General features: G+C 67.8%; 13 protein-coding genes. 9 read left to right on the forward strand and 4 right to left on the reverse strand.

Annotated features, from left to right (window positions below; all coding sequences use genetic code 11):
- The first annotated feature begins 145 nt into the window (after positions 1-145).
- On the forward strand, positions 146-1,186 hold the full coding sequence (locus tag F3H10_RS09220; RefSeq protein ID WP_149784485.1) for an NAD(P)-dependent alcohol dehydrogenase: 1,041 nt from the start codon (positions 146-148) through the stop codon (positions 1,184-1,186).
- A gap of 226 nt (positions 1,187-1,412) precedes the next feature.
- Positions 1,413-1,835, forward strand: a complete 423-nt coding sequence (locus F3H10_RS09225) for a hypothetical protein (RefSeq protein WP_149784486.1) — start codon at positions 1,413-1,415, stop codon at positions 1,833-1,835.
- A gap of 83 nt (positions 1,836-1,918) precedes the next feature.
- On the opposite strand, the gene F3H10_RS09230 is transcribed toward F3H10_RS09225, so the two are convergent.
- Complete coding sequence (locus tag F3H10_RS09230) at positions 1,919-3,628, reverse strand: GMC oxidoreductase (protein WP_149784487.1); 1,710 nt, start codon at positions 3,626-3,628, stop codon at positions 1,919-1,921.
- A 6-nt stretch (positions 3,629-3,634) separates the two neighbouring features.
- Positions 3,635-4,531 (reverse strand): hypothetical protein, encoded by an 897-nt coding sequence (locus tag F3H10_RS09235; protein ID WP_149784488.1) that lies wholly within the window; start codon positions 4,529-4,531, stop codon positions 3,635-3,637.
- 177 nt (positions 4,532-4,708) lie between these two features.
- Here F3H10_RS09235 and F3H10_RS09240 point away from each other — a divergent pair, with 177 nt between their 5' ends.
- The 3 genes from F3H10_RS09240 to F3H10_RS09250 all read left to right on the forward strand — a co-directional run bounded on the left by F3H10_RS09240 (position 4,709) and on the right by F3H10_RS09250 (position 7,332).
- Positions 4,709-5,017 carry a hypothetical protein gene (locus tag F3H10_RS09240; RefSeq protein ID WP_149784489.1) on the forward strand — a complete coding sequence of 103 codons (309 nt, stop codon included), beginning with the start codon at positions 4,709-4,711 and terminating at the stop codon, positions 5,015-5,017.
- Between the two features lie 399 nt (positions 5,018-5,416).
- A complete protein-coding gene (locus F3H10_RS09245) occupies positions 5,417-5,902 on the forward strand; it encodes a hypothetical protein (protein ID WP_149784490.1) in 486 nt (161 codons plus the stop codon).
- A 245-nt stretch (positions 5,903-6,147) separates the two neighbouring features.
- Entirely contained in the window at positions 6,148-7,332 is a 1,185-nt protein-coding gene (locus F3H10_RS09250; protein WP_149784491.1) for a thiamine pyrophosphate-dependent dehydrogenase E1 component subunit alpha, read from the forward strand.
- A 255-nt stretch (positions 7,333-7,587) separates the two neighbouring features.
- Here the strand turns inward: F3H10_RS09250 and F3H10_RS09255 are convergent, their stop codons facing one another.
- Complete coding sequence (locus tag F3H10_RS09255; protein ID WP_149784492.1) at positions 7,588-9,096, reverse strand: lipopolysaccharide biosynthesis protein; 1,509 nt, start codon at positions 9,094-9,096, stop codon at positions 7,588-7,590.
- Positions 9,097-9,633: 537 nt separating this feature from the next.
- Between F3H10_RS09255 and F3H10_RS09260 the strand changes: the two genes are divergently transcribed.
- On the forward strand, positions 9,634-10,395 hold the full coding sequence (locus F3H10_RS09260) for a ribonuclease H-like domain-containing protein (protein ID WP_149784493.1): 762 nt from the start codon (positions 9,634-9,636) through the stop codon (positions 10,393-10,395).
- On the opposite strand, the gene F3H10_RS09265 is transcribed toward F3H10_RS09260, so the two are convergent.
- Complete coding sequence (locus F3H10_RS09265; protein WP_149784494.1) at positions 10,396-11,754, reverse strand: polymer-forming cytoskeletal protein; 1,359 nt, start codon at positions 11,752-11,754, stop codon at positions 10,396-10,398.
- A 152-nt stretch (positions 11,755-11,906) separates the two neighbouring features.
- Here F3H10_RS09265 and F3H10_RS09270 point away from each other — a divergent pair, with 152 nt between their 5' ends.
- The 3 genes from F3H10_RS09270 (at position 11,907) to F3H10_RS09280 (ending at position 13,779) form a co-directional block, all read left to right on the forward strand.
- Positions 11,907-12,083, forward strand: a complete 177-nt coding sequence (locus F3H10_RS09270) for a DUF5786 family protein (protein ID WP_149784495.1) — start codon at positions 11,907-11,909, stop codon at positions 12,081-12,083.
- Between the two features lie 508 nt (positions 12,084-12,591).
- Entirely contained in the window at positions 12,592-12,789 is a 198-nt protein-coding gene (locus tag F3H10_RS09275; RefSeq protein ID WP_142986680.1) for a DUF5800 family protein, read from the forward strand.
- A 102-nt stretch (positions 12,790-12,891) separates the two neighbouring features.
- Positions 12,892-13,779, forward strand: a complete 888-nt coding sequence (locus F3H10_RS09280) for a DUF6498-containing protein (protein ID WP_149784496.1) — start codon at positions 12,892-12,894, stop codon at positions 13,777-13,779.
- The last annotated feature ends 69 nt before the right edge of the window (positions 13,780-13,848 follow it).

Raw genomic sequence — 13,848 nt, forward strand, 5'->3', positions numbered from 1 at the left:
CCGTCCCCGCCGCCCCCGCCTTCTCCGCCGTCCCCGATCGTCCCCGACCGTCCCCGCCTTCTCCGCCGTCTCCGACCGTTTCCGCCGACCCGACCACCACACCCGAACGAACGTTTATGGACATAGACACGCCATCTCATGCCACATGCAAGCAGCCAGACTCCACGAGTATACCGACGACATGACGGAGGGGCTCTCGATCGACGAGGTCGACCGTCCGGAGGTGACGGGCGCGAGCGACGTGATCGTCGAGGTCGAGGGCGCGGGGTGGTGTCAGACAGACAACCACATCATCGAGGGGATGTGGGAGGAGTACGTCCCCCAGGACCTGCCGATGACGCTGGGCCACGAGAACGCCGGGACGGTCGTCGAGACGGGCGAGGACGTCGATATCGTCTCCGAGGGCGACCCGGTGATCTGTCACCCGGTACAGACCTGCGGGACCTGTCGACCCTGCCGGCTCGGCGAGACGATGTACTGCGAGAACGACGCGTTCAACGGGCTGACGACCGACGGCGGCTTCGCCGACTACCTCCACACGAGCGAGCGCTCCGTGATCCCGCTGCCGGCGGGCGTCGAACCGGTGGACATCGCGCCGCACGCCGACGCCGGGATCACGGCGTATCACGCCGCGAAGAAGGCGGTGGCCGAGTTGAACCCCGGCGACCACGCGGTCGTCATCGGCGTCGGCGGCCTCGGTCACATCGGCCTCCAGTGTCTCGACGCGATGAGCGCCGCACGGATCACCGCGGTCGACGTGAAGGAGTCCGCGCTCGGTCTGGCGGACCGGTACGGCGCGGACCACCTCGTCAACCCGACCGAGGACGACGTCCCGTCCGAGATCGAGGGGATCACGGACGGGAAGGGGGCGGCACAGGTGCTCGACTTCGTCGGCGAGGACGTCACCACGGCGTACGCCCCCGACGTCACCGCGGCGGGCGGCGACCACCACGTCATCGGCTACGGCGGACACGTCCACGAGCCGGCACAGGCGCTCGTCAACGGCGAGTTCTCCTTCGTCGGCAACATCGTCGGCCGATACGCGGAGCTACAGGAACTGGTCGCGCTCGTCGAACAGGGGGACGTCGACCTCCACACGAGTCGCTATGCCCTCGGCGAGGTCAACGAGGTCGCCGAGAAGCTCGAACACGGGGAGATCGACGGCCGCGCCGTGATCACGCCCTGAGCGTGAGGCGTGGGGCCGTCCCCGGTACCCCACAGTACTCCCGATCCTCGGCTGCTCTCCACGTTCACCGCCGCTCTCCACCGTCTTCGGGCCTTCCGCGGGTTTCGGCTTCTCCCTGCCCCTTTTCGTTTCTCCCTTCCCCTTCTCACTTCTCCCTGCTCCTTTTTCCCCTCCTCTCTTTCTCCCTGTCCATAGTATTAGTATCGTTGACAGATAATCCGGTGGCATGAACGTTCGTCGCTGGACGCCGTTCACCTTCATCGCGCCCGACCGCTACGTGGACCGTGCCGACCGCTGGGACTCCTTCGATCTCGAGGAGTGGTCGGAGTCGGAGTACGACTGGAGACAGGACGCGTGGAACGGGGTCAGGGACTTCGCTCGAGAGCCGCGCGAGTGCGTCGACGTGGGCCGGGGGGACTGCGAGGACTACGCTTTGGTTGCGCTCTCGTGGGCCGTCGCCAACGACCGCGACGGGATCGGGATCGGATTCTGTTGGGACCTTCCCTACCCCTGGCCGCGACACGTGATCGCCTTCGACGACGAGCGCGTGTACTCGTCGGGCGAGATCTACGAGGGGAGCGTCGGCGAGTGGAAGGCCGACTCGAGATACTCGCTGGTACTCAAGCGACCCGTGACAGACCCGGCGTGAGCGCCTCGTGTGACCGACCCGACGCGGCCGGGACGTGTGAGGACGCGCGTGGGAACCGCGGTGATCGGAAGCGACTGCGGTGATCAGAAGTGTCGTTCGACGATCCGCTCGCCCGTCCGGGCCGCGAGCGCTTGTCCCGTGTTCGTCGGGTTCGCGCCGCCGACGCCGTTCGCGAGAACGGAGTGATCGGCGACGAAGAGCCGGTCGACGTCGTACGCCTCACACGCCTCGTCGACGACCTTCCCCATCCGCATCGTGCTGTGGACGTGAAGCGCGGTCGGCGGGGAGTCCGAACGGTGGACGTGGGACGCCCCGGCCTCCCGCAGGACGTCGGCGGCGATCCGCGCGAGTTCGTCGCGGCGCCGTCGGTCGCCCTCGCTGGGCTCGTAGTTGACGACGGGGATCGGCCCGTGCTCGTCGGCGACCCCCGGAGCGACCGTGACCCCGTTCCGTTGATGCGGGCGGTCGTCGCTCACGACGAGTATCTGTAACATCCGGCGGTGATCGGAGAGCAGTCGTTTGAGGTCTCCCCCGGCCAGCCGTCCCATCGTGTCCCACGGCGCGTCCGCGGGATCGTTTTGGAAGGCGAACCCCGACGCGCTCGCGCCGAACCCGAGGATCGCGCCGATGCCGGGCGCGGTGCCGACCGTCTGGAGCATCCCCACGCCCGGGTAGTCGAACCGGGCGGCGATGTCCTGGCCCTCGTGTTGGTCGACCGTCGGCTTCCCGATCGTCTCCTCGAGGTCGTCGGGGTCCCACAGCCCCATCACGTTGTCGCCGAAGTGGATCGTCAACCCGCGCCCGACCCAGTCGTTCGCGGGGAGGTCGGCGTTGAGCCAGAGCCGCGGCGTCTCGATGGCTCCCGCCGCCAACACCACCACCTCCGCCTCCACTCGCTCCACCGATCCCGACCACGTGTCACGGAACTCCACTCCCGTCGCCGTCGGCGTGTCGCCTCGGGGAGTCTCGGTCAGCACGTCGGTGACGAAGGCGTTGGGCCGGACCGTCACGTTGTCGGTCCGCAACGCCGCCGGCACGAAGCTCACGTTGCTCGCTCGTTTGGCCTTCTCCTCGAAGGGCGCGCCTCGCGGGTGCGGGTTTCCGGCGATGTTGCCGAGCGCGAGGGAATCACCCTCAACGTCGGGGTACGTGAAGTCTCCGTCGTAGTCGGCGTCCACGTGGAGCTTCCCGTCGGGCTGTTTGATCGCGTTCGGCTGCGGGCGGTATCCCGGCTCGGTGACGTTCAGGTCCTCGATCAGGTCCCATCCCGCCGCCTCCGCCCCGCGGAAGAAGAGCTCCTCCTTGGCGGTGACGGGTGCCGGCGTCACCTCGCACATCTCCTCGACCTCCCGGTAGTAGGGGAGCAGATCGGCGTACTCGATCGGCCAGTGGCCCTGCTCGTCGATCGACGCCGGATAGGCACGCGGGTGGCATCCGGTGTAGTGGAGGGTGGTGCCGCCGACGCCGGCACACTGGAGGATGGCGCCGTCGCCCGGGAACTTCCGGAACCAGAACCCTCGCTCGTGGTCGGCCGGGCCGAACACGAGGTTGGTGATCATCTCGAACTCGCGGGTGGTGAACTGCTCGTCGAGGAGGTCGCCGCTCAGGTCCTCGACGCTCGAGGAGGCCTCCCCGCCCGGCTCCTCGTGCGGGTTCGGCCACTGTTCGTTGCCGTGGAACGGCCCCGCCTCCAGAACCAGCACGGACAGGCCTGCCTCCGCGAGCTTCCACGCCGTCACCGGTCCGTCTCCGCCCGCCCCGACGACGATGGCGTCGTAGCTGTCCTCGACCATCCGTTCTCACCCCGACTCCACGGGGAACGGCTCCTCGTAGCCGCCCGTGTCGTAGTCGTTCTCGCGGAACGACCCCGACTCACGGCGGATCCGGACCCCGGTCGTTTCGTCGATCGTCGTCCACGCGTCGCCGTCACCCAACGGGCCGTCGTCCGTGCCGACGTAGCCGCGCAGCGCGGCGTAGCCGTTCGCGAACCCCGGGAAGCCGGTCTGTCGCCAGCTCTGGACCGCGTCCGGGTCGTTCGGGTGGTTCCGCCGGCTCGGCGGCTCGGTGAAGTCGTCGTATCCCTGCCACTCGCTGTAGTAGATCATCTCCATGAAACCGACCACCAGCTGCCCGACGAGACCGGCGTCCAGTTCGAGGAGGTCGTGGTCGGTCGGCGAGAACTCGACCTCGAACTCGTCGAGGATGGCGATGGCGCGCAGCCGGTCGCGCCGGGAGAGCTTCGCGAACGGGCCGACCGCGCTTTCGGTCTTCGCCGCCGACGGATCGTCCGGACCGAGCAGCGACAGCGCGCGGTCGAGGCTCGGCTCCTCCTCGTTGTCCCCGCGCTCCAGCAGCGTCAGCGCCGCCGTGTCGAGGACGTGGGCGATCGGGTCAGCGATCGGCATGTTGCCCTGGGGGCCGAGGTGGGGAAGCCCGAACTGGAAGCCGTCGTCCACGTAGGTGATGGCGAACTCGTCGAGGTCGACCGCCAGCCCGCCGGCGACGTGTTCCGGGCCGAGTTCCTCCGCGAGCGCCGGCGTCTCCGGGACGACCGCGTCGGCGATGGCCCGGAACGTCACCCGCGTGTGCGGGTCGACGTCGGGACCGATCCCCGCGAACTCGAGGAGCAGCCCCCAGGTCGACGCCACGCTCCGCCACGTGGTGGTCACCCACTCATCAATGCGACTAGTTACCATGGTGCCGGATCGGACGACCGAGTGAAAAAGTTTTATCCCGATGACATCCCCGGGCGACGGCTGCCACGGGCAGCGGCGAGCGTTCCGAAACCGGCCGTCAACGGCGATCGCCGCGATCCACCAAAATCTATATTATTGATGGACCAACAGTTGTGTGTGGAGAGGTATCACGGAACGATGAGCTTTCTGCTGGACCCCCCATCCCTCGTGGGCATCGGCGTCCTGCTCGACCGCTACGTCGGATCGCCGGTCCGCCGCGCCCGGTTGGCGGCGGGCGTCGTGCTCGTGTTCCTCACCACGAGCACGCTGTTGTACCTCGACGTCCTCCCCTGGTGGTTCACCGACGAGGACGGCCCCGAGTGGATGCTGAATTCGGGGCTGGACACGGATCTGACCAGGGGACCGGGGACGGACGTGCTCGCCGTCATCATGTTCGCCGCCTATCCGCTCTGGATGAAGCTGGGGCTCGACCTCTGCGACGACTGACGCCGTCGCTCCCGGATCGCCGCTCGGATCCGACCGTGTGGTTCGCACGGCCCCGAAGCGTCGTCCCTGCGCACGAACCGTCCGTCCACCGAGCAACGATCACGCCATCATATTACACGGACAAAATCAAACGTGACGGGAGAGCGGGACCTCCGCGGACGGCCGGTCCCGATCGGCGGAGGGGATCCGTCCCGCTGACGGATGACGGATCGATCGAAGAACGTCCTCACAGCGGTTGAAGCGGCGGTTTCCGCTCGAAACGTGTTTGACATCCGGAATTAAATAGTTCGATGACTATTGCCAACTATGCGCATTCGACGACCGACCGGCGGGTCCACGAACCGCACGCCGTCCGTCCGTCCGGCTCCGACCGTACTCGCGTCGTTCGCCGTCGGGTAGATGACGGGGATCAACCTCTGGGACGTCGTCAACGTCCCGTTCGACGCGGTTCGGAACGCGTACCGTCAGCTGCGGAAGGCGCTTTTCACGGCGTCGCGGCCGTCCGGGGAGTATCTCGTCGTCGACCGGTCCGTCGCGGAGCTCGAACGAGAGCTCGGCGCGTTCAGCTTTGCGCCCAACTGGGAGTTCTCCTACTACGAGCGCGGCGAGGTCCTGAACCTCGCCCGCGTGGTGTACGAGGAACGGACGGTCGACGGGACGAGCTATCGCTGGTGGCAGACGCACCTCCGCGGCTGGCGCGGCGAGGACGGACGGATCGAACTCCACGGTCACTGGGAGCTCGAACCGACCGAGAACGGGAACGACCACATCGACGGCGTCGGCTTCGATTTCGACCGCGGGATGGCAACGCTACGGTCGTTCCTCGACGAGGCCGGGATCGAGTACGAGGCGGCGACGATCGACACGGAGGGTTCCGAGGGTTGACGGCCGACCGATCGGGTGATCGATCGAGTGACCGTTCGACCGCGAACGGGCTCCCGGACGGCGTCACGCCGTGGACGACCGCAGGAGTCGTTTCCGGAACGCACACCCCGCGACGAGTGTAAGCCCCACGCCGAGCGCGCCCGTCAACGCAGCGACTCGACCGAGTCGTGTGCGGCCACGTCGAACTCGACCGTCGCCGCGACCGACCGCTAACGCCTTGTGACAGCAGCACACAGTCACGGGGCATGGACGAGAACGGCACCGACGTCGCCGGCTCCGCGACCGACCCGCTCGCCGACGAGGACGTCTACCGCGTGCTCGGGCCGGACGGGCGGCCGCTCCCGGACGCGACCGTTCCGGACCTCTCGGACGACCGGTTCCGCGGGATCTACCGCGACATGGTCACCACCCGGCGGTTCGACGAGCGCGCCGTCAGCCTCCAACGACAGGGGCGAATGGGAACGTACGCCCCCTGTGCCGGACAGGAGGGATCGGCGGTCGGGTCGACCCACGCGCTCGCAGAACGCGATCTGATCAGCTACCAGTACCGCGAGCACGGGGCGGTCGTCGCTCGCGACCTCCTCGCGGAGTACCTCCCGTACTGGATGGGTCACGAGTCCGGGACGGCGGCGATCGCCGAGGGCAACGTGTTCCCGCTCAACATCGGGATCGCGGCGCACCTGCCGCACGCGGTGGGGGCCTCGTGGGCGTTCGACCTCCGCGGGGAGGACCGCGTGGTGGCGTGTCACTTCGGCGACGGCGCGACGAGCGAGGGCGACTTCCACGAGGCGATGAACTTCGCCGGCGTCTTCGACACGCCCACCCTGTTCTGTTGTCACAACAACGGCTGGGCGATCTCGGTCCCGCGCGAGCGCCAGACCGCGAGCGCGACGCTCGCCGCGAAGGCGACGGCCTACGGCTTCGAGGGAGTCCGCGTCGACGGGATGGACCCGCTCGCGAGCTACGCGGTCACGCGGGAGGCGGCCGAGCGCGCTCGCGGTGACGGATCCGGGCGAGACGCGGGCGCGAGCAAGGGAGAGGAGGGGAATTCCGACGATCCGCCGACCCGTCCGGTCCTCGTCGAGTTCGTCGAGTACCGGTACGGCGCGCACACGACCGCCGACGACCCCACCGCCTACCGCGACGACGACGCGGTCGACCCCTGGCGGGCGATCGACCCGATCGACCGGATGGAGACGTTCCTCCGGGAGACGGCCCGGATCGACGACGAGGGCGTCGCGGCGGCCCACGACCGCGCCGACGACCTGGTCGCCGAGGCGATAGACGCCGCCGAGGCGGTCGAGCCCGACCCTGCCGCGATGTTCGACCACACGTACGCCGACATGCCGCCCGAGCTCCGCCGGCAGCGCGACGAACTGCTCGCGGCGGTCGAGGAACACGGCGAGGAGGCGTTCGACCTCGGCGAGTGATCGCGGATACTTCCGTTAGACTGGATAGGTGATGAAACACCCGGAAGAACTCGCTTGCGTGTCGAGCGAAGCGGATCTACTCGGATACTACCGAGTTTGTGGAATCCGACTGACTGGTGACGTTCGTAATTCTACAGGGGTAGGTTCTCACGTACTACCCGTTCGGCCGCGGATTCACCGAAGGTCTGGAGAGGACACGCAGGAGCGTCGTCGGCTCGGAGTTCTGCGTCGCCGCCGCGCGGCGCGTCGGCGACGCTAGCTCTGTACTTCAGCAGCGATGTGCCGGATGTCCCGTTTGATGCCCCAACTGAACAACTCGTCGAGCAACAGCACCGAGACCGTGTACACGACGGCTCCAATCGGCACCGTCAGGACCAGTTCGACCAGTGGGGAGACGTCAACGAGGCCGTGCGCGTACCAGAGACTCCCGAACATAACCGCCGACCCGATCGCCGGGTAGACGTACTCGTGGAAGATCTCGAGGGGGTGGGCCTCGATGAGCGTCGAGACGGCATAGACGTCGAGCGGGAACATCGGGAAGAGGTAGACGCCGATGACGGCAGTCGCCGTCCCCGCGAGACCCCACTGTGCCGTCGCCGGCCAGATGACGACCGCGAGACAGACGATACGGACCACGTCGAGTTTCATGTTGTAGTCGGGACGATTGAGTGCGTTGAATACGCCGCCGAAGTGCCGCGTTATCGCGTGGAGGAGCCCGAACACCGACAGCAACTGGAGCGGGAGGATCATCGGCGTCCACTTTTCACCGAGCGCGACCGGCACGAACGACGGCGCGATGAGCGCCATCCCTGCCGAGACGGGAAAGGCGACCACTGCGACCAGTCGGGTCGTTCCCAGCAACGCGTCTCTGAGCGCCGTGGCGTCGTCCTGTAGCTTCGAGAACGCCGGGAAGGTGACCGTCGTAATCACCTGCGTAAACTGGGTCGCGGGCATATCGGCGATCCGGTGGGCGTACTGGTAGAAGCCGACCGCCGTCGCGGACAGGAACCAGCCCACGAACACGTCATCGCCCTCGCTGTGGATGAACTGCGTGATGGACGCCCCCGTGATCCACTTCCCGTAGTCGACGAGCTCCGACAGGGCCGCTCGGTCTACCGACGGCCACGGGCGGTAGTCGTGAAGGGCGTACGACAGCACTACCTTCGACGCGTTCACGCTGATGAACGCGACGACGAGCGCCCACACCGTCGGACTGACGATCGCGTACCCGATGCCGACGCCACATCGGACGAAGCTACTGGTCGTCTGGTAGACGAACTCCTTGTGGAAGTCGAGGTCCTTTCGGAAGTAGACGACGGCGGGGTTCTGTAGCCCGTATATCAGCGGCGAGACGCCGATGACGCGAATAACGGCCGTCAACTCCGAGTTCGCCTCGCCGAAGAACCGCGCGATGAACGGCGCTGTGAGGAACAGCGCGACGACGATCAGTACTCCCCGGCCGATCTCCAGCATCCACGCGGTGTTCAGATACTCGTCGACGTCCTCCGCTTTCTGTTGGACGAGCGCGGTGCTTATGCCGATGTTACTGAACTTCTTGATCGCGCTCAGCGTCAACAGCGCGATACCGAGGATGCCGAAGTCGCGCGGGGAGAGCAACCGCGCGAGAACGAGAAGCATCACGAGATACGAGCCCTGACTGAGGACGCGGATCACGGTCATCCAGACGCCGCCTTTCGCGGCCTGTTGGACGACGGACCCCTTCGGAACCAGTGTCTCGACGAGTTCTCGAAGCCGGTCCTTCATCGCCGTCGGAAACCCTCTCCACTTCGAGTGGCGTTCGTACACTCCCGTTCCATATGGGAAGTACGTCGAAGCGAGAGTATTGGTATGTATGTTATAACAGACCATAAACAGGTCCTACTCGGTGCTGTGCGGGAGCGACGGGGCGCTGTCGTTGCTCGCGGCCGAGTAGAGGTGCTCCCGCGACGTGACTCCGGCTCGCCGACGATGAAAACACACCACGCGGTGACTCCGTCGCGGTATGAACCGTATACTCGAGGCCGTAGGCGACGCCGTCGTTACATGGGTCGTTTAGGAGAGCGGAGTGGACACGCCCCCGAGGAGGAGATCGACGCCGGCAGACCGTTCTTCGATCAACTGCTCGGGGAGCGGACCGCGATGACGGAACCGGTCCATCACACGGGAGCGCCTCGAGCGGGTACGTCGATCGCTTCGTGAACATCCCGTATCGAGCGACTGCGGTGCGGAAAGCGGTCGACCGCCGAGGGTCTCGACGGAGCCAGCGCGGGGTTTTTGCCCGCCGGCCTCCCGGTAGCGGACATGCGCATCGAGAACAGCTTCATTCCGGTCGAGGGGGTCGGCGAGACCACGGAGCGCCGGCTCTGGCAGCGAGGCGTCCGGACATGGGACGAGTTCGACCCCGCCGTCGACGTCGCGGGCGTCGGCTCGACCACGGCGGAACGGATCGAGTCGTTCATCGCCGAGGCCCGGGCCCGCCTCGACGACGGCGACGCCGCGTACTTCGACCGACGGTTTCCGAGCGGCGAGCGCTGGCGGCTCTACGAGGACTTCCGGGAGGAGACCTGCTTCTTCGACATCGAGACCACCGGCCTCGACGAGCACCGCGACCGGGTCACGACGGTCAGCTTCCACCAGGGCGGGGAGACGACGACGCTGGTGGCGGGCCGGGACCTCACCGCCGACCGCCTCCGCGAGCGGTTCCGCGAGGCCGACCTGCTGGCGACGTTCAACGGCGCGCGCTTCGACGTGCCGTTCCTCGAGACCTCCTTCGGGATCGAGGTCGACACGCCCCACCTCGATCTCATGTACCCGTGTAAGCGGATCGGGCTCTCGGGCGGGCTGAAACCCATCGAGAAGGAGATCGGAATCGACCGCGACCGCCCGGACCTGTCGGGTCGGGACGCGGTCAGGCTCTGGCGCGAGTACGAGCGCGGCGACGACGACGCCCTCGAGACGCTGGTGTCGTACAACCGCGAGGACACGGAGAACCTGCGGACGCTCGCGGAGGCGGTCTGTGAGTCGCTCCATCGGGACGTGTTCGCGCCGGCGGTCGAGAAGTAGTCAGGCCGTCTCGTTCGGAACGTCCTCGGCGTCGTCATCGACTTCGGGATCTACGCCTTCGGCCTCGGATTCCGTGTCGTCGGCCTCGGATTCCGTGTCGTCGGTCTCGTCGGCGGACCCCGCCGTCTCCGCGTTCGCACCGTCGACTTCGGCGTTCGCGATCGCCGCCTGGAGTCCCTCGGTGCTCCCTTCCGAGTCGGACGAAGGACCTCCGGCATCGTTCTCCGAGGGTCCGTCACCGTTCGCCGCGGGTTCGCCCACACCGGAGGCGTCCTCGATCGCTTCGGGTTCGGCGTCCTCATCGAGCTCGCTCTCGTCGTCGCCGTCGCTGTCGTCCTCACCGCCCTCATCGGCTTCGCCGTCGGCGTCCTCATCGGCTTCGTCGCTCCCGTCATCCGCTTCATCCACTTCGTCCGCTTCATCCACTTCGTCCGCTTCGTCCGCGCCGTCTCCCGTCTCCCGGTCCGCGTCCGACCCTTCACCTGCGTCCGTCTCGTCGCCCGCATTCGACTCCTCGTCCGCGACCGACTGGACGAGTTTCATCTCGCCGCGGGCGCGCAGCGAGCCGTCGATCTCCGCGCCGTCGTGGACCACGAGGTCGCCGGCGGAGACGTCGCCGCGGACGTGTGCGTCCGCCTCGATCGTGACCGTCCCGCCGCGGGTGGTCACGTCGCCGTGGATCGTGGTCTCGGCGCCGACGGCCACGTCCTCGCGGGCGCGCAGCGAGCCGAACACCTCGTTTCGCTCGCCGACGACGACCGACTCCGCCCGGAGGTTACCGTGGAGCCGGCAGTCGTCGCCGACGGTCGCGGGCGTCGAGACGCGCCAGGCGTCGTCGGAGATCTCCGCGCCGCGGGGGACGAGGAGCGGGTCGCGCACGTCGTCGCCGTCGGCGAGCGCCTCGGCCAGCTCGTCGGCCGCGTTCGTCTCGCCGACCCGCAACAGCTGGGAGAGCACGATGAAGTAGAAGACGAGCGTGGGGACGGGGTTCCGGATGACGATCCAGCCGTTGGCCTCGAACCCCTCCTCGATCTCCACGTCGTCGCCGATGTCGAGGTCGCCGGAGACCATCAGCCGGCCGGTGACGCTCACCCGCTCGCCGAGGTAGGCGTCCTCGCCCACGAGGACGTTCCCGTCGACGGAACACCAGGTGTCGAGCCGGCAGTCGCCGTCGGCCTCGATGTCGTCGCCGACGTCGACGCGCTCGCCGATGGCGACGTTGCGGCCGCGGATCCCGAACTCGACGGTCGACTGCCCGCCCACGAGCACGTCGCCGTCGACGACCACGTCGTGCTCCTCAACGGTGGTCCCCGACGGGACCGAGAGCTCGTCTATCGGACCGCTCCCCCTCAGTGACACACCCGTGGGAAGTCCCCGCGGCGACATAAACGATAGGGGGCGTCGGACGGGCGTCGGACGGCGGCGATGGGGCGACCGCCCCGTGCGTGTGGATCGCTCTCGATGCGACCCGCGGCCAGCGGGTTTTTCACTGCGGGCCCGAAGTCCGGGACATGGGATTCGGATCGTACGACGAGAGCGAGCAGGGGGGACAGGAGGTCGACACCGACGAGGACGGCGCGGTGAACGTCCACGAACACGACCACGACGGCGACGTCTCCGTCGAGGGTGGCGCGGACACCGACGCGCTGGTCGACCGGCTCGGCGCGATGAAAGAGGACGAGGAGTAGGGCGCGGATCCGGGGAGGCCGTACCGGTCTCCGAACCGCGTCGTTTTCGGATCGGAACGGATGGCGCGTCCGTACTATAGACGTGCTCGTAGAACGGCTGTTTCGATGGAGATTGGGATGATGAGAACGGGGTCGTTACCGGCACAGTGATCACGACTTCAGAGAACACGTCCAAAGCCCCAGTCGCGAGGACTCGGGGGCCTCGCTGTGGTCCTCGTCGCTCACTATGTTCGCTCCTGCGGTCCTTGCTTCGGCCGCCGTCGTCCTCGCGACTGCCCCTTTGAGTCCCACCCATACCGCACAGCCCCGCACCTCACACCTCCCCAGCCTCGCGGCTCGCGCTCTTCGAGCGCTCTCCGCGTCCCTCGCGGGCTCCTCGCGAGCCGATGGCTCGCTCGGAGGCGCGCCACCGCACCGCGAATCGGTCGTTCCTCATATTTATTAAGCGAAACCGCCGCACGATCCCGTCGGTCGCGCCCCTTTTATCGGTTGACGGGATAGGACGACCATGAGCACGGACCTGACGTTCAACGAGGACGGCGTCGACGTCGTCTACGAGGGGATCGAGTTCGAACTCGAGAAGGACCTGATCGAGGAGGCCACGGGCAAGGGATACCGCGACGTGACCGACCACGAGATCATCCAGATAGTGGCCGAGGAACCGGATCTCGACGGCGAGCCGGTTCGGGTCGGCGACGTGCTGTAGTCCGGCCGTCGGGAGTCGAAACCCGGGCGTCGACGCGGGCGAAACGTGAGCGTCGACGCGAAGCCGACGGGATTTAACACTCATCCGGATCCACGACGTGTGATGACCGCCCTCCGACCCTCCACCTCGAGCGACGGCGGCGGTCTCGCGGTCGTGCTCGCCGCGAACCTCCTCCCGGTCGCCGGAGTCCTTGTCCTCGGCTGGCGCGCGGCCGAGGTCCTCGTCGTCTACTGGATCGAACTCGTCGTGATGGTCGCCGCCTACAGCGTCGCCGCGCTGTTCGCCGAGCGGCCCATCGACCTCGAGGACCGCGAGTTCTACATCGTCGGCTTCTCCGAGAACTCCGAGATCGATCCGGACCGGTGGAGCGGCGACCCCGAGCCGGTCGGCGTCGTCGACCGAGTCCTTCCCTCCGCGGTCGCCGAGCGAGTGCCGCCGATCTACCGACGGAACGTCCCCGTGGTCGCCCGGTCGCTCGGGATCGCCGGGTTCCTCGCGTTCGGGGCGCTCGTCCTCGCCGACACGGTCGTCACCGATCCGGTCGCCGCGGCGTCGTCGCCGGCGGTCCTCGCCGCGTCGCTCGCGGTCTGCGTCTCGCAGGCGGCCGAGATCCGTCGGGAGTTCTTCGTCACCCCGCGCTACGAGCAGTGGTCGCCGTACATGGTCCTCGAGGCCGCCCAGCGGGTCGTCACCTACTACCTCTGTATCGGCATGGTGGCGGTGCCGGTCTCGTTTCTCGGGCTCGTCCTCGTCGCGGGGGCGGTCGACGCGCTCCCCGTCGACCCGGCCGCTCTCGGACCGCTCGCGCCAGCGACCGACGTCGACCCGTTCGCGCTGGCGTACGTGGTCCCGTTCGCGCTCGCGAAGGCCGCCGCGGACCGGTCGCGGCGGATCGCGTTCGACGAGGTCGACCCCGGCGGACTCGCCGGGTGGTTCGCGCCCGAGGACCCGCGGCCAGCGTGGCTTCGGGAGCAGGAGCGGGAGTGGTGAGGCGGGAGGATCGACCCGCACCGACGCGGCCGCCCGGAAGCGCAACGCCGATACCGCGGGCCCCCGAAG

Source organism: Halorubrum aquaticum, from assembly GCF_900113615.1.
GTDB classification, from domain to species: domain Archaea; phylum Halobacteriota; class Halobacteria; order Halobacteriales; family Haloferacaceae; genus Halorubrum; species Halorubrum aquaticum.